Source organism: Trinickia diaoshuihuensis, from assembly GCF_003390925.1.
In the GTDB taxonomy this organism is placed as follows: domain Bacteria; phylum Pseudomonadota; class Gammaproteobacteria; order Burkholderiales; family Burkholderiaceae; genus Trinickia; species Trinickia diaoshuihuensis.
In genome coordinates this window covers 167,269-187,376 of the sequence record NZ_QUBS01000089.1, presented here as the reverse complement: position 1 = coordinate 187,376, position 20,108 = coordinate 167,269, and the positions used below count along the sequence as shown (strand labels likewise).

The following is a 20,108-nucleotide window of genomic DNA, read 5'->3' as shown; positions in this document are numbered from 1 at the left end:
CTCCCCGATGGGGCTCAGGTCCGCGCTCATGCTTCGTGCGCGGCCGCATCCATATGCCGGCGCAGGCTGGCCGGCCGCATATCGGTCCAGACGGTCTCGATATAGGCGAGACAAGCGGCCTTGGGGCCGCGCACGCCGACCTCGCGCCAACCGGCCGGCACGGGCCGGAACGTCGGCCAAATGGAGTACTGCTCTTCATCGTTGATGACGACCGAGTATTCGATATCGTCGTCGTTCGCGGGAGTGGACGAATTCATGGCTTTTCGCGCTTCAGGAAACGTTGAGGGAGAGAACCGGGCGAAACCACCTCGCACCGAACCGGCACGAACGGGTGCGCCCATTCAATTGACGTTCGACGCCCGTCTTTTTTTAGACGCCGCTGGACGATTGCCGATGCCCTCGACGCAATCGGCGCAGTGCCGTGCCGCATCGCGGACCATGAAATGCACCAAGGTTTGCGACACGCCGAGCGCGCGCGCCGTTTCCTGCAACGTCTCCTCGCGCAGGCGGACTCGCTCGAAGGCACAGCGCGTACGCTCGGGCAGTTGCGAGAGTGCATTGAACGCGCTGCGTAGCGCGTCGCGCGTCAAGAGCGCCGCTTCGGGCGAAGGCTCGGGGGACGCGACGTCGAGGCCCTCTTCCTCGCAGGCATACCAAACGTTTTCGAGCGACTGCCGCCGGCACGCATCGATCGAGGCGTTGCGCACCATACGCATGACGTAGGCGAGCGGCTGACGAATTTCGTCCTGATTGCGAAATCCCGCCAGCTTGATGAAAACGTCATGGACGACATCCTCGGCGCGGCTGACGCATCCCACGAACGAGCGGGCGAATTGGATCAGCGAAGCGCGGTGCGAGACGAGCGCATCGAGCAGCGCTCCCTTGCATCGCACCGCCGCAGGGCACGCATCGCAGCCCTCTTCGGCCGAGCGAAGGGCGCTCGCTCGAGTGCCGGCAGGCCAGTTGAGGTGCGTCTCGGCCCATGCGTTGGACATCGGTTCCTCCATTGGTCGTCTGGTTGAATGGTCGGAACTTTAACGTAAACGCGAATCATTCTCAATATTATTCAAATCTACTTTGCCGCGCGATGCTGCTTGCTCCTCGTCAAAAAACACTGTATAAATTTACCTGTTCATTTATACAGTACAGGCTCTGTATGGAACGGCTCATCCGACTGGCGAATGATGACGACCGGCAAGCGCTTCAATGGCTCACGACTCATGCGGGCCAGGTGCGCGTGGCCGACGCGGCGCGGCACCTAGCGCACTCGGGCCGCCCGGTCTACGTGTCCGCGTTGTGCCGCTATTTGGGGGTGTGGCCGCCGGCGCCGCGCTCGCCGGTTCGCGCGACCCAAGACTGTGCGCTGGCCGACCGGCATCTGGCGCAGATACGGCGTATCCTCGCCGGCGCCAAGCGAGCGAGCGCCCCGGCTGTCGAACCCGGCTGAATCCTCAGCGCGACGGCGATTGTGGAAAAACGAGGATCAGCACGATCCGAAGAAAGGTCCAAGCGAAGGCGAGCGCGATAAAGACCGCGGCAGCCGCGATGCGCGGCGTCCAATGCAACTGCCATGGCCCACGCCAAGACCAAGCGGCGTGCCGCACGCGAATGCGAACCCACCGCACCGCTCCGACACATGATTCGATCAGCGCGGCCTTGCGCAACGTGTCCGACATACGCGCCTCGCAATAAGCTATTCGCGCTGATTATTCGCAGCGCATTTCGCAAAATCAAGAATGTGATCGCCATCGGCGCGCAATTCGCAGCGCGTTTTGCGAATGCTATCGCTTCGATCCCAAACTCGAAGAAGCAGCGCGGACGCCAACGCGAGCGAGCGCACCGGAGCCGGCTTCGTGCACTAAGCTCTTCACAATAGTTTTGATCGGGGCCGTGCGGCGGCCCATAAGATTCAAGCAGCGCGGGGCCGCCGGCGCGGCGTTGCCTCCTCCCCTCTTATTCACATAATTTGGAGTCCTAACTATGCGGGCATTGCAACGCTATGTCGCCGAGTTGGTCGGCACTTTTTGGCTAGTCTTGTGCGGCTGTGGCAGTGCGCTCATCGCGGCGAACTTTCATGCGTCCGCCGATAGCGGCGGTATTGGGCTCGTAGGCGTGTCGCTCGCATTCGGTCTTGCGGTGGCGACGATGATTTACGCGATCGGTCCCGTCTCGGGCGGCCATATGAATCCGGCCGTCACCATCGGGCTGACCGTGGCGGGACGCTTCGAGACCAAGCACGTCGTGCCCTACGTGGCCGCGCAAGTGATCGGCGCGACCGCCGCCGCCTTCGTGCTCAAGTTCATCGTGAGCGGCGCGCCCGGTTTCGATGCCGCCGCGAGCGGATTCGCATCGAACGGCTTCGGCGAACATTCGCCCGGTCACTATACGATGCAGGCGGCCTTCCTATGCGAAGCGGTGATGACCGCGTTTTTCGTCTTCGTCGTGCTGGGGGCCACCGACAAGCGCGCCCCAGCCGGTTTCGCCGGGCTCGTCATCGGCCTGTGCCTTACCCTCATTCACCTCGTGACGATTCCCGTCACCGGCACTTCGGTCAATGCCGCCCGCTCGACGGGCCCCGCGCTCGTCGCCGGCGGCGCGGCGCTCGATCAACTTTGGCTGTTCTGGCTGGCGCCGGTGGTGGGCGCCGTCGTCGCGGCCGTAATCTATCCGCTCATCGTCAGCGAATCCGATACAACACCGCGCGCCCGGAGTGCGGCACTCGGCAGCGACGAGCAAGGCGTCGCCGCACGCGGAGATTGACAGTCGCGCGCCGATACGCCATCCTTAGCCGCATGAACTGCCGCCAACTGCCCATCGCCATCATTATTCCCGCCATTCCGAGAATGGTGGGTTAGCGCGCATAAGCAGCAGTCACGAAAACCCGCCCAATAGGCGGGTTTTTTTATTTCCGCCTTGGGCTTCCTTGCCATACCACGCGACACAAGGAGCCTGACATGCAGACCTCGCTCGACCCGCACGCCGTCGATTGCACACAAAGCCCGGGCACGCCGGCCGACTACCTGCAAATGATTTTGACCGCCCGCGTCTACGACGTCGCGCGGCAAACCGACCTGCAGCATGCCCCGCGTCTATCGGCCCGGCTCGGCAACGCGCTGTATCTCAAGCGCGAGGACCAGCAAAGCGTGTTCTCCTTCAAGCTGCGCGGCGCCTACAACAAGATGGCGCACCTCTCGCGCGAAGCGCTGGAGCGCGGCGTGATTACGGCGTCGGCCGGCAATCACGCACAAGGCGTCGCGCTATCGGCGGCCAAGCTCGGCGTGCGCGCGGTCATCGTCGTGCCGGAAACAGCGCCGCGCGTGAAGGTCGACGCCGTGCGCGCCCATGGCGGGCCGACGGTCGAAGTGGTGCTCGCCGGCGAATCGTATAGCGAGGCCTACGCGCACGGGCGGCGCCTGCAGCATCAGCAAGATCTCACGTTCATCCCCGCCTTCGACGATCCGTACGTCATCGCGGGACAAGGCACCGTTGCGATGGAGATCGCTCGGCAACACCAAGGACCCATCCACGCGATCTTCGTGCCGATCGGCGGCGGCAGTCTCGCCGCCGGCGTCGCCGCTTACATGAAGGCCGTGCGGCCCGACGTGCGTATCGTCGGCGTCCAAACCGAGGATTCGTGCGCCATGGCGCAATCGCTGGCCGCCGGACGGCGCGTCGAACTCGACGAGGTGGGACTATTCTCCGACGGCACCGCGGTCAAACTCGTCGGCGAGGAAACCTTCCGCCTGTGCAGCGCCTATCTCGACGAAGTCATCACAGTCGATACCGACGCGCTGTGCGCGGCAATCAAGGATGTCTTCCAAGACACGCGCAGCTTGCTCGAGCCGGCCGGCGCGATGGCCGTTGCGGGCGCGAAGCGTTATGCGCAACGCACCGGCATCGCCGGCGAAACGCTCGTCGCGCTGACCTCGGGCGCCAATATGAATTTCGATCGCATGCGTTTCGTGGCCGAGCGGGCCGAAGTGGGCGAAGCGCGCGAAGCCCTGTTCGCCGTCACCCTGCCCGAGCGCCACGGCAGCTTCAAGCGCTTTTGCGAGCTCGTCGGCGAGCGGCAAGTCACCGAGTTCAACTATCGCATCGCCCATGCCGACCGCGCCCATTTGTTCGTCGGCGTGCAGACCGAGCACCGCGGCGAATCGGCGCGCCTTGCCGGCGCCTTCGAGGCCGGCGGCTTCCCGACGGTCGATTTGACCGGCGACGAGCTCGCCAAACAACACGTGCGTTATATGGTCGGGGGCCGCTCGCCGCTTGCGCGCGAGGAGCGGCTCTTTCGCTTCGAGTTTCCCGAGCGGCCGGGCGCGCTAATGAAGTTCCTCTCGTCGATGGCGCCGCACTGGAACATTAGCCTGTTTCACTATCGCAACCAGGGCGCCGATCAAAGCTCGATCCTCGTCGGGATGCAGGCGCCGGCCGAACAGCGCGATGAGTTCGCGCGTTTTCTGTCCTCGCTCGGCTATCCGCATCGAGAAGAAACGGAAAACCGTGCATACCGCATGTTCCTTTCCTGAAGGGCTAACGCAATGGCTCGCGTAGAAAATCGACGAACGCGCGCAATTTCAGCGGCTGATAGTCCCGCTTCGGGAAGTAGATATAAAACCGGATCGGCGGCGGCGCGTACGCTTCGAGGACCGGCACGAGCCGCCGCGCGGCCAGATCGTCCGCGATCGCCGCCTCGAATTGCTGTGCGAGGCCGAGCCCCGCCCGCGCCGATTCCCGGCACAGGTCGTCGTCGATGAATACGAGCCGGCCTTTGACATCGAGCTGCAACGCCTTGCCGCGTTCGCTGAACTGCCACGGGTAGATGCGCCCCGAGCCGGGCAGGCGGAAACGAATGCAATCGTGCCGGGCAAGATCGGCCAAGGTCTTGGGGACACCATGACGCTCGAGGTATGACGGCGCGCCGACCACCGCTCGGCGCAGTCCGCGATCGAGCGGCAAGGCGATCATGTCTTGCGCGAGATGGCGTCCGGGACGAATCCCCGCATCGAAGCCGCCGCCCACCACGTCGGCCAGCGTATCGTCCGTGTAGAGCTCGAGGTCGACACGCGGATAACGCGCGAGAAACTCGGGCAGACGCGGCTTCACGAACAGCGTATTGGCGAGCCGCGAGAGGTTGATCCTTAGCAGCCCCGACGGCTGGGCATCGCCTTCGCGCAGCCGCTGCATTGCGGCTTCGATGCGGGCCAGCGACGGATCGACGTGCTCGAGCAAAAAGCGCCCCGCTTCGCTGAGCGAGACGGTGCGGCTCGTTCGATTGAACAGCGCGACGCCCAGGCGAGCTTCGAGCGCATGGACGCTTTGCGATACGGCCGACGCGCTGATGCCGAGCCGGTCGGCCGCCGCGCGGAAGCTGCCCGCCTCCGCCACCGCGCGAAACGCAGTGAGCCCGCCGAGCGGCTCGGGTTTTATCGTTAAGTTTTTCTTCATGGCGCATCAACCATAACAGACTTTTTCTTACGCTGTGGAAGCGCTAGATTGACGGACGTCTCGACCTTTTTTGAAAGGCCCGCTCATGTCATCAGTCTCTGCCTTGGATCACCCCACCGCCGCTCCTGACGCCTCGCAAGCCGGCATCATCGATCGCCCCGCGATGGTCTCGCGGCTCGACGATGCGCTCGATGCAGCCATCGACGAGCGCCGCATCGTGGGCGGCGTCGTGCTCGTTGCCCACCGCGGCGAACCCGTTTATGCGCGCGCGGCCGGATTCGCCGATCGAGAAGCGGGACTACCGATGCAAATCGATAGCCGCTTTCGGCTCGCCTCGGTCACCAAGCCGATCGTGGCACTGGCCACGCTAGCCCTCGCCGAGCGCGGCGCGCTTTCGCTCGACGATCCGCTCACGCGATGGCTGCCCTCGTTCACGCCGCGCTGCGATGACGGCGCAGAGCCCGTCATCACGGTCCATCATTTACTGACGCATACGGCCGGCCTCGATTACGGCTTTCGCACTGAGCCCGGCTCGACGCAGGGCCTCTACCATCGCCTGGGCATCTCCGACGGCCTCGATCTCGTCGACTTCGACCTCGACGAAAACGTGCGTCGCATCGCGCAAGCGCCGCTCGGCTTTGCGCCGGGCACCGCGCATCGCTATTCGGTCGCCTACGACGTGCTCGGTGCCGTGATCGAACGCGTGACCGGGCAGTCGTTGCCTGCGGCGATCGAGACCCTCGTCACCGGTCCGCTCGGCATGCGCAGCGCCGCGTTCGGCGTGCCGCCGGGTACGCCGCTCGTCGTGCCCTACGTCGACGCCCAGCCCGAGCCGCGGCGCATGAGCGGCGATACTGCGGCGCGCTTGCCGCGGGAAATCGGTCATTGCGTGAAATTTTCGCCCCAGCGCGCGTATGCGGCACATGCGTTCCCTTCGGGCGGAGCGGGCATGATCGGCAGCGCACCCGATGTCTTGACGTTGTTCGAGACGATTCGCCGGGGCGGCGCACCAATCGTCGAATCAGCGACGATCGCTCGCATGATGCAGCCTCATGTGCGCGCGCAAGCGCAGACCGTGGGGCCGGGCTGGGGGTTCGGTTACGGCTGGGCGGTACTCGAAGATCCCGCGCTAGACTGCACGCCCCAAAGCAAGGGCACGATTCAATGGGGCGGTGTCTACGGCCACAGTTGGTTCGTCGATCCGTCGGCCGAACTCACCGTCGTCGCATTGACGAATGCGGCGTTCGAAGGGATGTGCGGTCCCTTCACGCTGCATGTGCGCGACGCCGTTTACGGCGCGTGCGCCGCCTCCCCGGCAAGGTGAAAAACGCTCACGGCCGATTCGAGCGATTGGGTCTGTTGGCGCAATCCCATCGACGCGGCTGCCGATTGTTCGACGAGCGCGGCATTACGTTGCGTGATCTCCGAGACCTGCCCGACGGCCTCGTTGATCTGCGCGATCTGCGCGCTCTGCCCGCGGCTGGCCAGCACGATCTCGTCGAGCGTCGCCGTGAGCCGGGTCACGAATTGCTCGACCGTGTTCATCGTTTCCCCAGCCCGGCTCGCCGTTTGCGTCGCCGCCGTGACCGTGTCGAGCGAAGTTTCGACGAGATCCTTGATCTCCCTGGCCGCGCCCGCCGCGCGTTGCGCTAGGTTGCGCACCTCGGTGGCGACGACCGCGAAACCGCGGCCGTACTGGCCGGCGCGCGCGGCCTCGACCGAGGCGTTCAGTGCGATGATGTTCGTTTGGAAGGCGATGCCGTCGATCATCGAGGTGATCTCGGCGATCTTGCGCGAGTGATCGCGCACCTGCGCCATCACTTCCACCGTTCGTTGCACTTCGCGCGCCGCGCTTTCCGCCGATTCGGCCGTCTCGTGGCCCGTCGCATTCGCACGCTCCGCCCCGATCGCATTGCGCTCGGCGGTTTCGGTGATCTCCGCGAGGCTCGCCGTCGTCTGCTCGATGGCGCTCGCCTGCTCGTCGGTGCGGTTGGCGAGATCGGCGGTACCGTTCGCGAACTCCTGCGTCGCGCGCTCGATGACGTCGATCGAGACTTTCGCGTCGATCAAAATACCGATCAGCTTCGCATTCATCTGATTGAGCATGCGCGCGAGCCGCCTGGCCTGCGCGTCGCCGCGCTCGGGAAAGAGCGCTTGGATATGGCCGCAGAGCACATCGCGAGCACTATCGTTGAGCGCCTTGAGCGGCGCGAGCACTTCGCGCATCAGATAAAGGCCCGTCACGGCCGCCGTGGCGACGCCGAGCCCGGCCAGCACCGCACCGAGCGTTTGCGCCGACAGGCCCGGCACGAACGAATGCGTCGTCGCGGCGAATTGCAATCCGAACAGCGCCATCAAGAGCGCCATGACGCCCCACACGCGCAGCGCGACGGGCAACCTCATGACGCGATCGACGGCGCCGCGCGCGCCCGTTCGCCTCACCTCGCCGCCCGACAGTCGCATGCGCCCATCGTTAGGATTTCTAAGTATCTCGTAGAGCGACTCGGCCTCGTCGACTTGCTCGTCCGTGGGCTTCGTGCGCACGGCCATGTACCCGACCTTTCTGCCGTGTTCGAATACGGGCGTGACGTTGGCCACGACCCAATAGGCCTGGCCGTTCTTGCGCTGGTTTTTCAGCAGGCCGGTCCACGGCTGATCGTGCTCGATCGTATGCCACAGGTCGCGGAATACCTCGCGCGGCATGTCCGGATGGCGGACGATGCTTTGCGGCTGCCCCGTCAGTTCTTCGCGCGTATAGCCGCTGCTCTTGATGAATGCTTCGTTGACGTAGACGATGCGCCCCGTCGTATCGATGCGGGAGATCGTCACGTCCCGTGCGGACAAGTGATAATCCCCGCCCGCCGTGTGCTGGTTCTCGGTCATGATCATGGACGGTTCGATTAACCCTCCCACGATACGAAAACAGGCGCTGCGTCAGTTTGACGTACGTCAAGCCGACGCGCGGCGGGCGTGGGCAAACGTTAAACCGTGGGATCGAACCGACGCGGCGCGGCTCAGGCCGCGCGGGGGCGCACCGGCGAACGCGCCGGTCAGCGCGGGAGGCGGTAAAAGAAGAAGACCGTGCTGCCGGCGAAGATGCCGAACAGCGAAAGGCCCATTGCCATGGCGAGATCCATGATGGCTCCGGAACGGTTTGCGGTTGACGCTTCAGCGGACGGCGGCGACAGCGGCGGCCCGGTGCGACACGGGTCGCGCCACGGCTGAAAAAGACAAAATATCCGCAGGCGAAGCCATTATGCGCCTGGGCGCCTGCCCTCGGAAGCGGCAATTTCCCCACCAGGGTTTTTCCCGACGCGATCCCGAGGCACAATCGCATGTCGCCCGCGGCCATGGTGCGGGCTTTCCAAGCATCGAGCGCCACCTTTTGAACCTCATCGAATACCGTCCATCATGACCGATTCCTTGCCGCCCGCCCTCGTCGATATCGCGTACGGCGCCTCGCGCCTTCAGCTTGCACCGCAATTGGGCGGACGACTGCTCAGTTGGCGCATCGGCGACGACCTCATCATCCATTGGCCCGAGGCGCCCGATTGGAGCAACGTGCCTCGCGTGCGCGGCGGCAATCCGCTGTTATTCCCGTTCCTCGGGCGGCATCGCGTCGATGGCCGCCTCGGCGAGTGGCGCGACGCGCAAGGCGTCGTACGCACGCTGCCCGTGCACGGCTTCGCGCGCGATTTGCCGTTCGCCTGCGAGGTGGATGCCGACGGCCGCGGCGTGCGCATGACGCTGACCGACACCGAGGCGACGCGCGCGCAGTATCCGTTCGCGTTCCGCTTCGAAGCGTCGTACCGGCTGGTCGATACGCACACGCTCGACGTGACGCTGAGCACCACGAATTTGAGCGATACGCCGCTACCCTATTACGCCGGACACCACTTCTATTTCGCATTGCCGCACACGCTGCGCGGCGAAACCACGCTCGCGTTGCCGCCCACCGAACGCCGCCGTCAACTCGAGGACGGTTCGATCAGTGCCCCGGAGCCGGGTGCCGCGCGCTATGCGCTCAGCGATCCGCTGATTCACGATCGCTTTCACTGCCTGCAAGGCATTCCGGAGGCGCCGGTTCGGCTCGAGTGTCCGGCGCTGCGCCGGCGCATCGAGATCGACCTCGACCGCGAAGGCTCGGTGCCCTGGTACGCGGTCACGACCTGGACCGAAGCCGACGGCTCCGATTTTTACTGCGTCGAGCCTTGGCTCGGGCTGCCCGACGCGATTCATAACGGGCTCGGCCTGCGCTGGCTGGAGCCCGGCCGCGTCGAGACGGCGTCGCTTGCGATGCGGGTCACCGGACTCGACTGACCGGTCCGCGCTCGCGAGCGCCGGTCCGATTTGCCGCATTTACGCACATTCGTACGCTGAGCGCCGTTACAATCGGGCGTTTGTCCGCCGCGTCGCCATTTCGGCGCGGCGGCGCGTTTGAAAGCGTCAAGCGAGGTTCAATGTTGCGCAAAACAATGATGCGGCTCGCGTGCGTGCCGCTGGGGGCGGTGCTGGCCGCATGCGGGTCGGCGCCGGTCGGGCCTGGGTATTATCGCGTCGAGCGCGGCGACACGGTCAGCAAGATCGCGCGCGCGAATCACGAGTCGGTTCAAAGCATCGTCCGCTGGAACAATTTGACGAATCCCGATTCGATCGAAGTAGGTCAAGTGCTGCGCGTTGCGCCGCCGGGCTCGAAAGCGGCGGCGGGCGCCCCGGTTCGTACGGCCCCGGGCACGGCTTCGGCCTCGCCCGGGACCAGCAACGCAACGAGCACCGGCGCGGCGCCAGGCGCGGCCGCGCCCGCCAACGGGATCTCGCTCATATGGCCCACCACGGGCAAGCTCGTGCACGGGTTCGACGGCGTCAACTACAAAGGCATCGACATCGCCAACACGGCGGGCACGCCGATCGTTGCGGCCGCACCGGGTACGGTCGTCTATGCGGGCAACGGCTTACGTGGATACGGCAACTTGCTCATCGTCAAACACGAGGGCGATTTCCTAACAGCGTATGCGCACAATCGAACGCTGTTCGTGAAGGAAGGCGAGCGCGTGACGCAAGGTCAGAAGATCGCGGAGATGGGCGATACGGACAACGACCGCGTCGCCCTTCACTTCGAATTGCGCTACGGCGGACGATCGATCGACCCTTCACGCTATCTGCCGTCGCGTTAAAGTAAAGGCCAATGCGCCGCTCCGCAAAAAAAGAGGCCCGGACGAGCCGGGCCAACGGGGGTTCGGCGCAGTGAGGCAAAGGACCGGTTCGCCATGCGCCGATTACAAATTTACCGATTTCGCAATACATGCACAATCGGTTTATTGCAAAAAGAGCGGCAATTGGCACATAGTGCAGAGATAATGTCATAGAAATAGGGCCTCGCTCGGCAATTGGCCGTCATGTCGTTAGTGAAAACCCGAGTCAGCCAGCGGGAAAGGCCAACCGACAGGGGATGAAGAGCGATATCTTCAATTACGGTTCGTCGGGTGATTAGCCGCCTATCACCTGACATAATCGATCGATTCGCAATTGTTCTGTATTTTTGTCGATTTTTTTCGATGAATTGATTGGGTCGACCGAAGATAAGAGGATTGAAGGAGACACGGCATGCTTGCCCGCACCAACAGCTATGAATCGCTCGTCGCCGGCTTTACATGGCGCATCCCCGAGCACTACAACATCGGCGTCGACGCCTGCGATAAATGGGCCGACGGCACCCACCGCCCCGCCCTCGTCTACGAACGGCGCGACGGCATGGTGCTGCGCTACAGCTTCGACGAGCTCAAGGCGCTTTCGAATCAACTGGCCCATAGCTTCGCGCGGCACGGCGTGACGCGCGGCGAACGCGTAGGCATCTTCTTGCCGCAAGCGCCCGAGACGGCGCTCGCGCATCTGGCCGCCTATAAGCTCGGCGCAATCGCCGTGCCCTTGTTCGCGCTGTTCGGTGTCGAGGCTTTGCAGTACCGCCTGGCCGATAGCGGCGCCGTCGCGCTCGTCACCGATACGGCCGGCTTGCAAAAGATCGAACAGATTCGCGCTTCGCTGCCGCAGTTGAAGACGATCTACTGCATCGACGGCGAGCACGAGACCTTGCGAGCGGCCGGTGCGCTGCCGCTGTGGTCATCGCTCGAACATGAGGTGCGCGTGCTCGAACCCGTGGATACGCGCGCCGACGACCCCGCCGTCATCATCTATACCTCGGGCACCACAGGCAAGCCGAAGGGTGCGCTGCACGCCCATCGCGTGCTGCTCGGGCATCTGCCGGGCGTCGAGATGCCGCAAGCGTTCTTCCCGGAGAACGCGCGGCTCATGTGGACGCCGGCCGACTGGGCGTGGATCGGCGGGCTGCTCGACGTGCTGCTGCCCGCCTGGCACCACGGCATTCCCGTGCTGGCCCGCCGCTTCGAGAAGTTCGACGCCGACGCCGCGTTCGACTTGATGGCACGGCACCAAGTCTCGCATGCGTTCTTGCCGCCCACGGCGCTCAAAATGCTGCGCACGGTCGAGCGTCCCCGCGAGCGGCATAACCTCTCGCTCGTCGCGGTATCGAGCGGCGGCGAATCGCTCGGCGAGGAATTGATCGAATGGGGGCGCGACGCCCTCGGCGTCACGCTCAACGAGTTCTATGGGCAGACGGAATGCAATGTCGTCGTCAGTTCGTGCGCCGCGCTGTTCGAGCCGCGCATCGGCTCGATCGGCAAGGCGGTGCCGGGCCATCGCGTCGAGATCGTCGACGATGCGGGCCGCGTCTTACCGATCGGCACCGAAGGCAATATCGGCATCCGCGCACCCGACCCGGTCATGTTCCTCGGGTACTGGCGCAATCTCGAGGCAACGCGAGAAAAATTCGCGGGCGACTATCTCGTCACGGGCGACATCGGCGTCATGGATGCCGACGGCTTCATTCGCTTCGTCGGACGCAACGACGACGTCATCACGAGCGCCGGCTATCGGATCGGCCCCGGACCGATCGAGGACTGTCTGCTCGGGCATCCGGCCGTGCGCATGGCCGCCGTGGTCGGCGTGCCTGACGCGACGCGCACGGAAATCGTCAAAGCGTTCATCGTCCTGAACGCCGGGTACGAACCCAGCGACACGCTCGTCAGCGAGATTCAAGATCACGTGCGCACCCGGCTGGCGGCGCACGAATACCCGCGCGCCGTCGCCTTCGTCGATAGCCTGCCGATGACCGCCACGGGCAAGATCGTGCGGCGCGACTTGCGCGCACTCGGTTGAACGCACGCTAGCGAATTGGCGGCCGCGCCGAGTGGCTCGCGCGTACGTTATGCCATGCGGCGCAACACGCGATCGTGCAAAACGAAGTGATGGTAGAGCGCCGCCAAAACATGCAGGCCGATCAGCACGAGCATGCCCCATGCGAGGAGCCGATGCGCATCGCCGAGGGTGTGACCGAGTGCCGAGCCTTTGGCCGAGAGCGCGGGCAAATCGATGCCGGCGAGCGTCACCTGCCAGCCGCGCGAGGAGGCGTTGGCCCACCCCATGAGGGGCTGGACGATAAGGAGCAGATAAAGCAGACCATGCGTCAAATAGGCCACGCCGCGCGTGAAGGGCGTGCCTTCGACGACATCGGGTTCCTTGCGCGCGATGCGCCACAACACGCGCACGATCATGACCGCGATGATGAACGCACCCAAGTCCAGGTGCACGACGATGAGGCCCTCGGGCCGCGTGCCGCGATGAATCTCCGGCATCGTCCATGCGACGACGTACTGCGCGACGAGCAACAGCACGATGAGCCAATGAAGCAAGCGGGCAAACGGGTCGTATTTCGAAACGGCAACGGCGCCTGACATGATCACCTCGTGACTGGACTGAATCGAAAGGGCGCGGCGATTGTAACGCGGCACCGCGGGGCGGCGGCGCGGGCCGATGCCGCGATGGTTTATAGTGACGACCCCGAGCATGAACCCTGCCATCGCCATGACCTCCCCCGAGCGCCCCGCCGAAACCGGCCAACCCGGCCAAAGCCCGCTGTACCTCAAGTTGCTCGCCGAAACGGCGCAGATCGCCTGGCCCGAGCTGGAGCGTTTTTTCGCGCGCGGCATGCTGCTGCGCGTCGCACGGGACATGGACCTCGTCACGGTCGCCGCGGCGATTGCCGAGGACGACGCCGCGCAGGTGACGCAATGGCTTTCCGCCGGCCTCGTCGAGCGAATGCAAGCGGAAACCGCGGCCGATTTCGCCTCGCGCGATCCGAAGCTTTGGGCTGTCGTCGTCTCGCCGTGGGTTTGCGTGCAAGAGCGCGACTAGCGCGCCGCCTCGCGCCTGGCGCCTCCATTTCGCACGCATTGTCCTAGTATGTAGATGCGCGAGTTCACGAAATCGCGAAAGGAGGCTGCCATGGACGCTGAATCGATCGCCGGCCTGGTCGGGTTAGGTGTCGGACTGCTCGTGCTGCTTGCACTGACGATTTTCGAATCACGCTCGTACAAACGCGAGCACAACGGCGAAGGCATGATTCATCACTGGCTGGCCGAGCACCATATGCTGAACTGGCATCGAACCAGGCACTGAGGCCTGCCGGTTTTTACTTTTGTTGCCGAGCCGGCGTGCCGCGCCGGCCCGCTCCGCGCGAACACCGCGCGGCGGTCAAGTATGCGCGAATTTTCGCAACGCCTCTTGCTCCACGGCAAACGTCGCGGGCAATTCGTCATGCAAAAAATCCACCCACGTGCGGATCTTCGCATCGAGATACTGCCGCGACGGATAGAGCGCGTAGATGTTGAGCGGCATCGATGTGTACTCAGGCAATATCCAGACTAATTCCCCGGTTTCGAGCCAGCGCATCGCCGCGTAGGTCGGCAACACGGCGATGCCCATTCCCTCGCGGACAGCAACCGCCATCGAGTCGGCGCCATTGACTTGGAACGTCGGCGAAGTCACGGTGATCGTCTCCGTGCCGCCCGGGCCGTCGAAATTCCATTTGTCGAACACCGATGCCGGCGTCACGATCCGCAGGCACGTATGGTTGGCGAGGTCCGCCGGCGTGCGCGGCACGCCGCGCCGCTCCAAATAGGACGGCGACGCGCACGCGATACTGAAGACGTTGCCGAGCCGCTGCGAAATAAGCCCCGAATCGGGCAGATCGCGCCCGACCACGACCGAAACGTCGTAACCCTCGTCGAGCAGGTCCGGAATTCGCTGAGCAAGCGTCAGATCGACGGCAACGTCGGGATAGCGCCGTTGGTAGCGCGCGACCGCGGGCACGATGTAGCGCGTGCCGAAACTCGCCATCGCGTGCAAGCGAAGCTTGCCCGACGGGCGCGCGTGCGCGTCGCTCGCCTCGGCTTCGGCCTGCTCGACGTACGCGAGAATCTGCTGGCAGCGCTGCAGATAGCGCTCGCCCGCCTCGGTCAACGCGATGCGGCGCGTCGTCCGGTTCAGCAACCGCGTATGCAGATGCGCTTCGAGATCCGATACGGCGCGCGAAGCATATGCGGTCGTCGTGTTCAAGTGCTGCGCCGCCGCGGTGAAACTGCCCGACTCCACGACGCGCACGAATACGCGCATATTTTGAAGCGTGTCCATACCCACCCCTTTGTCCCTGTGCGCTGCGATTGTTGCATGTTCCGCAACGCGGATTATCTCAAAAGAGGCAAGAATGCGTTACATCCTTACGGCTTATTCGACAATCCGCTGAAAAATATAATCGGTTGCGTTCAATAACGTGGCCGAAGGGAGAAAATCGTGCGTTTGCCGTTCGGCAAGGTGTGTCTCGCGAGCGCATTTCTTGCAGTGTCGATAATAATGGCCGGTTGTGCGAGCAGCCGCGGCATTGCGCCGCAACAAACGCCGCTCGATGCGTCGGCACTCGACGCCGGCGCCGCCGTGCAAGCCGCCGAGCGCAGCGCTCGCTGGCCGGATGCAGATTGGTGGCGTGCGTTCCACGACCCGCAGCTCGATTCGCTCGTGGCGGCCGCCTTCGCCGACAACCCGTCGCTGGCCGCCGCCGACGCACGCGTGCGCGAAGCGCAATCGCTGGCCGGCGTGAGCGCCGCCGCGCTGCTGCCGCGCGTGAACGGCAATGTGTCGATTACGCGGCAGCACTGGTCCGACAATCCGCTTTATTACGGGCCCGGCGAGCTCGCCAATCAAAATACCTGGAACAACACGGGCACGCTCGGATTCTCGTACCGGTTGGATCTGTGGGGCGCGGACGAGCACGAGCACGAACGCTCGCTCGACGCCGCGCACCAACGCGTGGCCGACCGGCGTGCCGCGCAGCTCGAGCTCGAAGTGAATCTCGTGCGCGCCTACGTCGATTTGTCGAAACAATACGCGCTACTCGACATCGCGAGCGATACGCTCGCGCGTCAGCAGCAACTCGTGGCGCTCGCTCAACGCCGGCTCGCCGGCGGCATCGGCACGCAACTGGAACTGGCGCAGGCGCAGGCGCCGCTGCCCGAATACGAACGCCGCATCGAAGCGCTGCACGAGGCGATCGATCTCGACCGCAACGAGCTTGCCGCCCTGACGGGCAAGGGCCCGGGCTTCGGCGCCGCCCTGAACCGGCCCGCCCTCGCGCTCGATGCGCCCGTCGCGTTGCCCTCGGCCCTGCCCGCGGAATTGATCGGACACCGGCCCGACGTCGTCGCGGCCCGCTGGGCCGTCGCGGGCGCCGCGCGCGGGATCGACGTGGCGCATGCCGCGTTTTATCCCAACATCGATTTGATGGCGTCGCTCGGCGGATTCGCGGCCGGCGGCCCATTGTTCCAATTCCTGCACGCGGCCAACGGCGCCTGGACCGCCGGACCGGCGCTTTCCTTGCCGATCTTCGAAGGCGGCGCGCTCCGGGCAAGGCTCGGCGCCGCGGCGGCCGGTTACGACGAGGCCGTCGACCACTACGATTCGACGGTCGTGGCCGCCCTCAAGCAGATCGCCGACCAGATCGTGCAGTTGCATTCGCTCGCCGCTCAGCAAGGCGACGCCGAGCGCTCCGCAAGCGTCGCCGAACGCAGCCTGCGGCTCGCGCAAGTCGGCTATAAGCGCGGCTTGAACGACTACGTCAACGTCGTCGTCAGCGAAACGCAATGGCTCGGGGCCCAGCAAGGCGTGGCCCAGATACGGGCGGCGCGGCTCGCCGCCTACGCATCGCTGATGGGCGCATTGGGCGGCGGGCTCACGGTGCCGGCCGACGGTCCCGATACCGACGCCATGCAGCCCACGCCGCATGTTTCGCTCGGCGAGCGGGTGAAGCATCGCCTCGCAGCGGACAGCGCGGCCGGCCGCGGCGCGCACGAGGCCGGCGACGCGCCCGCCGCCTCCCGCTAGGATGGCCGCCATGCCGGATCCCGCCTTGCATTCGCCGCGTTCGCTGCCCGCGCTCCAGGCCGCTCTTTTCGATTGGGCGCGCACCGACGGGCTCACTTGGATCTATCTCGTCAAGGCGCTCGCCGCAGCCTTTCTCGCCCTCGGCATTGCGATGCGGCTCGATCTGCCGCAACCGCGCACCGCCATGACGACCGTCTTCATCGTCATGCAGCCGCAGAGCGGCGCCATTCTGGCCAAGAGCTTTTACCGTATCGGCGGCACGCTCGTCGGCCTCGTCGCAACGCTCGCGCTCGTGGCCGTGTTTGCGCCGCAGCGCGAACTCTTTCTCGGCGCGCTGGCGCTGTGGACCGGCATCTGCACCGCCGGTGCCGCGCGCAACCGCAACTTCCGCTCCTACGGTTTCTTGCTTGCCGGTTACACGGCCGCGCTGATCGGCATCCCCGCGGCGCAGCACCCCGATACCGCCTTTCTGTCGGCGCTGACGCGCGCCGCGGAAGTCACGCTGGGCGTGGTCTGCGCGGGCCTCGTCGGCGCCCTCGTTTTTCCGCAGCAAGCGAGCACGCAAATGCGGACCACGGTGCGCGCCCGCTTTTCGGCCTTCGTCGAATACGTCGCGGCCGCGCTGTCGGGACACGTCGATCGCGCGCAAATCGAGAAGCAAAACGCGCGCTTTCTCGCCGAGATCGTCGGCTTCGAGGCTATGCGCAGCGTCGCCGTTTTCGAGGGGCCGGAGTCGCGCGGCCGCAGCGGGCGGCTTGCGCGGCTCAATAGCGAGTTCATGACGGCCTCGACGCGCTTTCACGCGCTGCATCAACTGATGAATCGCCTGCGGGCCGCCGGGGCAATGGATGCCGTGGACGCGCTCGAGCCGTATTTCAAGGAGCTTGCCCCGCTGCTGCACACCCCCGGGGAGCCCGTGCTGAGCGCCGCCGATGCCGCCGGTTCGGCAAGCAAACTCGAGGCATTCAAAGCCGCCCTGCCGCGGCGCGTGCGCGAGCAACGCGCGGTGCTGGCGCAGCGGCCCGGCTTTGCGCTGCTCGACTTCGACACCGCCTCGGAACTGCTCTACCGGTTCGTGGACGACATGCATGCCTATGCGTTGACGTATGCGTCGCTCGCCGCGTCGACGCACGCGCGCGAGCGCACGCCCGAGCGCTACGAGCCGAAGACCAACGCCGTCCTAACGTTCGTGGCCGGCGTGCGCGGTGCGATCGTGATGGCCGTGCTCAGCACGTTCTGGATCGCCTCCGCTTGGCCCAACGGCGCGACGCTCGTGCTGAACGCGGCAGCCGTATGCGCGCTGGCCTCGTCCTCGCCGCGCCCCACGCGCATGACCTATCAGATGGCGCTCGGCACGACCCTGGCCACGGTAACCGGATTTATCGTCGTGTTCGGCGTCTACCCGCACATCGACGGCTTCCCGCTGCTGTGCGCCGCGCTGGCCCCGGCGCTCGCCCTCGGCATCTTGATGACGACGCGGCCCAAATTCGCGGGCTACGGCGCCGGCTACTGCATCTTCTTCTGCGTGCTCGCGGGCCCCGACAACCTCGTGCATTACGACCCGGCGGGCTACGCGAACGACGCGGCCGCGCTGATTTTGTCGATGATCGCGAGCGCGGTCGCCTTCGCGGTGCTCCTGCCGCCATCGACGCCCTGGCTGCGCCGCCACCTCGTCGCGGATTTGCGGCGCCAGGTCGTCTGGGCCTGCCGGGCCCCGATCGCTCGCGTGCGCTCGCGCTTCGAAAGCCGGGCCCGCGATTTGGCGTTTCAAGCCCATGCTTTGATGGAACACGATCCGGCCGAGCAACGCCGCTCGCTCGCGTGGCTGATCGCCGTGCTGGAAGTCGGGCACGCCGTCATCGACCTGCGCCGCGAACTGAGCGCGTTGCCGAGCGACGCACGCTACGCGCGCACGATGCCTTGGCGGCGCGCCATCACACTGTCGGCCAAGGCCCTGACCGCACTCTTCACGCAACCGACCGATGCGCGCCTCGACGCGGCGCTGGCCGCCAATTTCGATGCGATCGCCGCCACGCAGCAAGCACTTGCGGCATTCGCGCCGCCGCGCGAGGACCGGCACCGTCTGCAACGTATCCTGAGCTACCTGCACTTCGTCCGCACGGCGCTCATCGACCCTCAATCGCCGCTCGCGCGCTATGCGGGCGAGGCTCGCCGCGATACCGCGGCGGCGGCTTGAAGGAGCTTTTCCCATGACTCGCGAGATCGCCGTGCTCGGCGCTTATATTCCCGGGCTCATCCCCCTGTGCATCGGCGGAGCGGCGCTGACCTGGCTGGCCGACCGCCTGCTGGCGCAGATCGGCTTGTACCGTTTCGTCTGGCATCCCGCCCTCTTTCGCGCGAGCCTGCTCGCCTGCATCTGCGGCGCGCTCGGGCTCGCCGTCTACCGTTGATTTTTTCGCCGATCGCTTTTTCTCACCGCCATCATGACGCTTCGACAACTCATCGGTTTCATCGCCACGGCCCTGCTGCTGGTGCTCGCGCTGGCGATCGGCCAGCGGCTCTGGGTCCATTACATGGATGAACCGTGGACGCGCGACGGCCGCGTGCGCGCTCAGATCGTCAATATCGCACCCGACGTTTCGGGCGCCATCGTCGAATTGCCGGTCGCCGACAACATGCTCGTCAAGAAAGGCCAGGTGCTGATGCGGATCGACCCGTCGCATTATCAAGTGGCCGTCGAGCAAGCCGAGGCGCAAGTGGCCGCACGCCGGGCCGAGTGGCAGATGCGCCGCGCCGAAGCCGCGCGGCGCGCCGACATGGACAGCTTGGTCGTATCGAAGGAAAACCGGGAAAACGCATCGAGCGCGGCGACGGCCGCCCAAGCGCAGTATCAGCAGGCCGTGGCGGCACTCGACGCCGCGAAGCTGAACCTCTCGCGCACGACGGTTATTTCGCCCGTGAACGGCTACGTCACGAACTTGTCGGTATTTCGCGGCGACTATGCGACGGCCGGCACGCCCAAGCTCGCGATCGTCGATAGCCATTCGTTCTGGGTGTATGGCTATTTCGAGGAGACGAAGCTGCCGCGCGTGAAGGTCGGCGACCCCGCGCAGATCCGCCTGATGAGCGGCGGGGTGCTGCAAGGCCATGTGGAAAGCATCTCGCGCGGCATCTACGACCGCGACAATCCGCAAAGCCGCGAGCTCGTGGCCGACGTGAATCCGACCTTCAACTGGGTGCGCCTTGCGCAGCGCGTGCCCGTGCGGATCCATATCGACAGCGTCCCCAACGACATCGTGCTCGCCGCCGGTACGACCTGCACGGTAGTGGTCTCGCCCGCGGCCCGGCCCGCATCCAATGCTGCGCGCCATCCCGGAAACGCCGTACGTTAGCGGCGGAACAACGCCGCAAGG

The 20,108-nt window shown here is 65.4% G+C and carries 20 protein-coding genes; 13 read left to right on the top strand and 7 right to left on the bottom strand.

The features are described 5' to 3' along the window. Positions 1-26 precede the first annotated feature (26 nt). Positions 27-257: an MbtH family protein gene (locus DXT59_RS28020; RefSeq protein WP_116141454.1), complete on the bottom strand. Its 231-nt coding sequence runs from the start codon at positions 255-257 to the stop codon at positions 27-29. Positions 258-341: 84 nt separating this feature from the next. Continuing rightward, positions 342-995 carry an RNA polymerase factor sigma-70 gene (locus tag DXT59_RS28015; protein ID WP_240324713.1) on the bottom strand — a complete coding sequence of 218 codons (654 nt, stop codon included), beginning with the start codon at positions 993-995 and terminating at the stop codon, positions 342-344. A 161-nt stretch (positions 996-1,156) separates the two neighbouring features. On the opposite strand from DXT59_RS28015, the gene DXT59_RS28010 reads away from it, so the two are divergent. Next, positions 1,157-1,447 (top strand): CppA family protein, encoded by a 291-nt coding sequence (locus DXT59_RS28010; RefSeq protein WP_116141450.1) that lies wholly within the window; start codon positions 1,157-1,159, stop codon positions 1,445-1,447. 4 nt (positions 1,448-1,451) lie between these two features. Here the strand turns inward: DXT59_RS28010 and DXT59_RS28005 are convergent, their stop codons facing one another. Then, positions 1,452-1,676: a hypothetical protein gene (locus DXT59_RS28005; RefSeq protein ID WP_116141448.1), complete on the bottom strand. Its 225-nt coding sequence runs from the start codon at positions 1,674-1,676 to the stop codon at positions 1,452-1,454. A 304-nt stretch (positions 1,677-1,980) separates the two neighbouring features. On the opposite strand from DXT59_RS28005, the gene aqpZ reads away from it, so the two are divergent. Both aqpZ and ilvA read left to right on the top strand, forming a co-directional pair. Next, entirely contained in the window at positions 1,981-2,760 is a 780-nt protein-coding gene (gene aqpZ / locus DXT59_RS28000) for an aquaporin Z (protein WP_116141446.1), read from the top strand. A 194-nt stretch (positions 2,761-2,954) separates the two neighbouring features. Continuing rightward, entirely contained in the window at positions 2,955-4,526 is a 1,572-nt protein-coding gene (gene ilvA / locus DXT59_RS27995; RefSeq protein WP_116141444.1) for a threonine ammonia-lyase, biosynthetic, read from the top strand. Between the two features lie 4 nt (positions 4,527-4,530). Here the strand turns inward: ilvA and DXT59_RS27990 are convergent, their stop codons facing one another. Continuing rightward, positions 4,531-5,445, bottom strand: coding sequence for a LysR family transcriptional regulator (locus tag DXT59_RS27990; protein ID WP_116141442.1), 915 nt, complete (start codon positions 5,443-5,445; stop codon positions 4,531-4,533). An 85-nt stretch (positions 5,446-5,530) separates the two neighbouring features. Here DXT59_RS27990 and DXT59_RS27985 point away from each other — a divergent pair, with 85 nt between their 5' ends. After that, positions 5,531-6,769, top strand: coding sequence for a serine hydrolase domain-containing protein (locus DXT59_RS27985; protein ID WP_116141440.1), 1,239 nt, complete (start codon positions 5,531-5,533; stop codon positions 6,767-6,769). Here the strand turns inward: DXT59_RS27985 and DXT59_RS27980 are convergent. Further along, the gene (locus DXT59_RS27980; protein ID WP_116141438.1) at positions 6,736-8,334 is read right to left on the bottom strand and encodes a methyl-accepting chemotaxis protein; all 1,599 of its coding nucleotides are present in this window, start codon (positions 8,332-8,334) and stop codon (positions 6,736-6,738) included. The genes DXT59_RS27985 and DXT59_RS27980 overlap by 34 nt on opposite strands. A gap of 522 nt (positions 8,335-8,856) precedes the next feature. On the opposite strand from DXT59_RS27980, the gene DXT59_RS27975 reads away from it, so the two are divergent. The 3 genes from DXT59_RS27975 (at position 8,857) to DXT59_RS27965 (ending at position 12,678) form a co-directional block, all read left to right on the top strand. Then, complete coding sequence (locus DXT59_RS27975; RefSeq protein ID WP_116141436.1) at positions 8,857-9,765, top strand: aldose epimerase family protein; 909 nt, start codon at positions 8,857-8,859, stop codon at positions 9,763-9,765. A gap of 140 nt (positions 9,766-9,905) precedes the next feature. Next, positions 9,906-10,619 (top strand): peptidoglycan DD-metalloendopeptidase family protein, encoded by a 714-nt coding sequence (locus DXT59_RS27970; RefSeq protein WP_116141434.1) that lies wholly within the window; start codon positions 9,906-9,908, stop codon positions 10,617-10,619. A 430-nt stretch (positions 10,620-11,049) separates the two neighbouring features. Further along, positions 11,050-12,678: an acyl-CoA synthetase gene (locus DXT59_RS27965; RefSeq protein WP_116141432.1), complete on the top strand. Its 1,629-nt coding sequence runs from the start codon at positions 11,050-11,052 to the stop codon at positions 12,676-12,678. Between the two features lie 47 nt (positions 12,679-12,725). Here the strand turns inward: DXT59_RS27965 and DXT59_RS27960 are convergent, their stop codons facing one another. Continuing rightward, entirely contained in the window at positions 12,726-13,256 is a 531-nt protein-coding gene (locus tag DXT59_RS27960) for a cytochrome b (RefSeq protein ID WP_116141578.1), read from the bottom strand. A gap of 127 nt (positions 13,257-13,383) precedes the next feature. Here DXT59_RS27960 and DXT59_RS27955 point away from each other — a divergent pair, with 127 nt between their 5' ends. Both DXT59_RS27955 and DXT59_RS27950 read left to right on the top strand, forming a co-directional pair. Then, entirely contained in the window at positions 13,384-13,713 is a 330-nt protein-coding gene (locus DXT59_RS27955; RefSeq protein ID WP_116141430.1) for a DUF2288 domain-containing protein, read from the top strand. 90 nt (positions 13,714-13,803) lie between these two features. Beyond that, positions 13,804-13,977 carry a hypothetical protein gene (locus DXT59_RS27950; protein ID WP_162878281.1) on the top strand — a complete coding sequence of 58 codons (174 nt, stop codon included), beginning with the start codon at positions 13,804-13,806 and terminating at the stop codon, positions 13,975-13,977. 75 nt (positions 13,978-14,052) lie between these two features. On the opposite strand, the gene DXT59_RS27945 is transcribed toward DXT59_RS27950, so the two are convergent. Continuing rightward, positions 14,053-14,991 (bottom strand): LysR family transcriptional regulator, encoded by a 939-nt coding sequence (locus DXT59_RS27945; RefSeq protein WP_116141426.1) that lies wholly within the window; start codon positions 14,989-14,991, stop codon positions 14,053-14,055. A gap of 159 nt (positions 14,992-15,150) precedes the next feature. Between DXT59_RS27945 and DXT59_RS27940 the strand changes: the two genes are divergently transcribed. Genes DXT59_RS27940 through DXT59_RS27925 form a run of 4 tightly spaced genes read left to right on the top strand, consistent with a single transcriptional unit; the run spans position 15,151 to position 20,087 of the window. After that, on the top strand, positions 15,151-16,734 hold the full coding sequence (locus DXT59_RS27940) for an efflux transporter outer membrane subunit (protein ID WP_275895794.1): 1,584 nt from the start codon (positions 15,151-15,153) through the stop codon (positions 16,732-16,734). A gap of 1 nt (position 16,735) precedes the next feature. Continuing rightward, a complete protein-coding gene (locus DXT59_RS27935; RefSeq protein WP_116141421.1) occupies positions 16,736-18,931 on the top strand; it encodes an FUSC family protein in 2,196 nt (731 codons plus the stop codon). Between the two features lie 13 nt (positions 18,932-18,944). After that, on the top strand, positions 18,945-19,145 hold the full coding sequence (locus DXT59_RS27930; protein WP_116141418.1) for a DUF1656 domain-containing protein: 201 nt from the start codon (positions 18,945-18,947) through the stop codon (positions 19,143-19,145). Between the two features lie 33 nt (positions 19,146-19,178). Then, complete coding sequence (locus DXT59_RS27925; protein ID WP_116141416.1) at positions 19,179-20,087, top strand: efflux RND transporter periplasmic adaptor subunit; 909 nt, start codon at positions 19,179-19,181, stop codon at positions 20,085-20,087. The last annotated feature ends 21 nt before the right edge of the window (positions 20,088-20,108 follow it).

Excerpts from the sequence above, each read along its gene's own strand:
- DXT59_RS28010 (WP_116141450.1), top strand. The coding sequence starts at position 1,157 with ATGGAACGGCTCATCCGACTGGCGAATGATGACGACCGGCAAGCGCTT.
- aqpZ (WP_116141446.1), top strand. The coding sequence starts at position 1,981 with ATGCGGGCATTGCAACGCTATGTCGCCGAGTTGGTCGGCACTTTTTGG.
- DXT59_RS27965 (WP_116141432.1), top strand. The coding sequence starts at position 11,050 with ATGCTTGCCCGCACCAACAGCTATGAATCGCTCGTCGCCGGCTTTACA.
- DXT59_RS27980 (WP_116141438.1), bottom strand. The coding sequence starts at position 8,334 with ATGATCATGACCGAGAACCAGCACACGGCGGGCGGGGATTATCACTTG.
- ilvA (WP_116141444.1), top strand. The coding sequence starts at position 2,955 with ATGCAGACCTCGCTCGACCCGCACGCCGTCGATTGCACACAAAGCCCG.
- DXT59_RS27970 (WP_116141434.1), top strand. The coding sequence starts at position 9,906 with ATGTTGCGCAAAACAATGATGCGGCTCGCGTGCGTGCCGCTGGGGGCG.
- DXT59_RS27930 (WP_116141418.1), top strand. The coding sequence starts at position 18,945 with ATGACTCGCGAGATCGCCGTGCTCGGCGCTTATATTCCCGGGCTCATC.
- DXT59_RS27950 (WP_162878281.1), top strand. The coding sequence starts at position 13,804 with ATGGACGCTGAATCGATCGCCGGCCTGGTCGGGTTAGGTGTCGGACTG.
- DXT59_RS27960 (WP_116141578.1), bottom strand. The coding sequence starts at position 13,256 with ATGTCAGGCGCCGTTGCCGTTTCGAAATACGACCCGTTTGCCCGCTTG.
- DXT59_RS27985 (WP_116141440.1), top strand. The coding sequence starts at position 5,531 with ATGTCATCAGTCTCTGCCTTGGATCACCCCACCGCCGCTCCTGACGCC.
- DXT59_RS27935 (WP_116141421.1), top strand. The coding sequence starts at position 16,736 with ATGGCCGCCATGCCGGATCCCGCCTTGCATTCGCCGCGTTCGCTGCCC.
- DXT59_RS28005 (WP_116141448.1), bottom strand. The coding sequence starts at position 1,676 with ATGTCGGACACGTTGCGCAAGGCCGCGCTGATCGAATCATGTGTCGGA.
- DXT59_RS28020 (WP_116141454.1), bottom strand. The coding sequence starts at position 257 with ATGAATTCGTCCACTCCCGCGAACGACGACGATATCGAATACTCGGTC.
- DXT59_RS27990 (WP_116141442.1), bottom strand. The coding sequence starts at position 5,445 with ATGAAGAAAAACTTAACGATAAAACCCGAGCCGCTCGGCGGGCTCACT.
- DXT59_RS27945 (WP_116141426.1), bottom strand. The coding sequence starts at position 14,991 with ATGGACACGCTTCAAAATATGCGCGTATTCGTGCGCGTCGTGGAGTCG.
- DXT59_RS28015 (WP_240324713.1), bottom strand. The coding sequence starts at position 995 with ATGTCCAACGCATGGGCCGAGACGCACCTCAACTGGCCTGCCGGCACT.
- DXT59_RS27975 (WP_116141436.1), top strand. The coding sequence starts at position 8,857 with ATGACCGATTCCTTGCCGCCCGCCCTCGTCGATATCGCGTACGGCGCC.
- DXT59_RS27925 (WP_116141416.1), top strand. The coding sequence starts at position 19,179 with ATGACGCTTCGACAACTCATCGGTTTCATCGCCACGGCCCTGCTGCTG.
- DXT59_RS27955 (WP_116141430.1), top strand. The coding sequence starts at position 13,384 with ATGACCTCCCCCGAGCGCCCCGCCGAAACCGGCCAACCCGGCCAAAGC.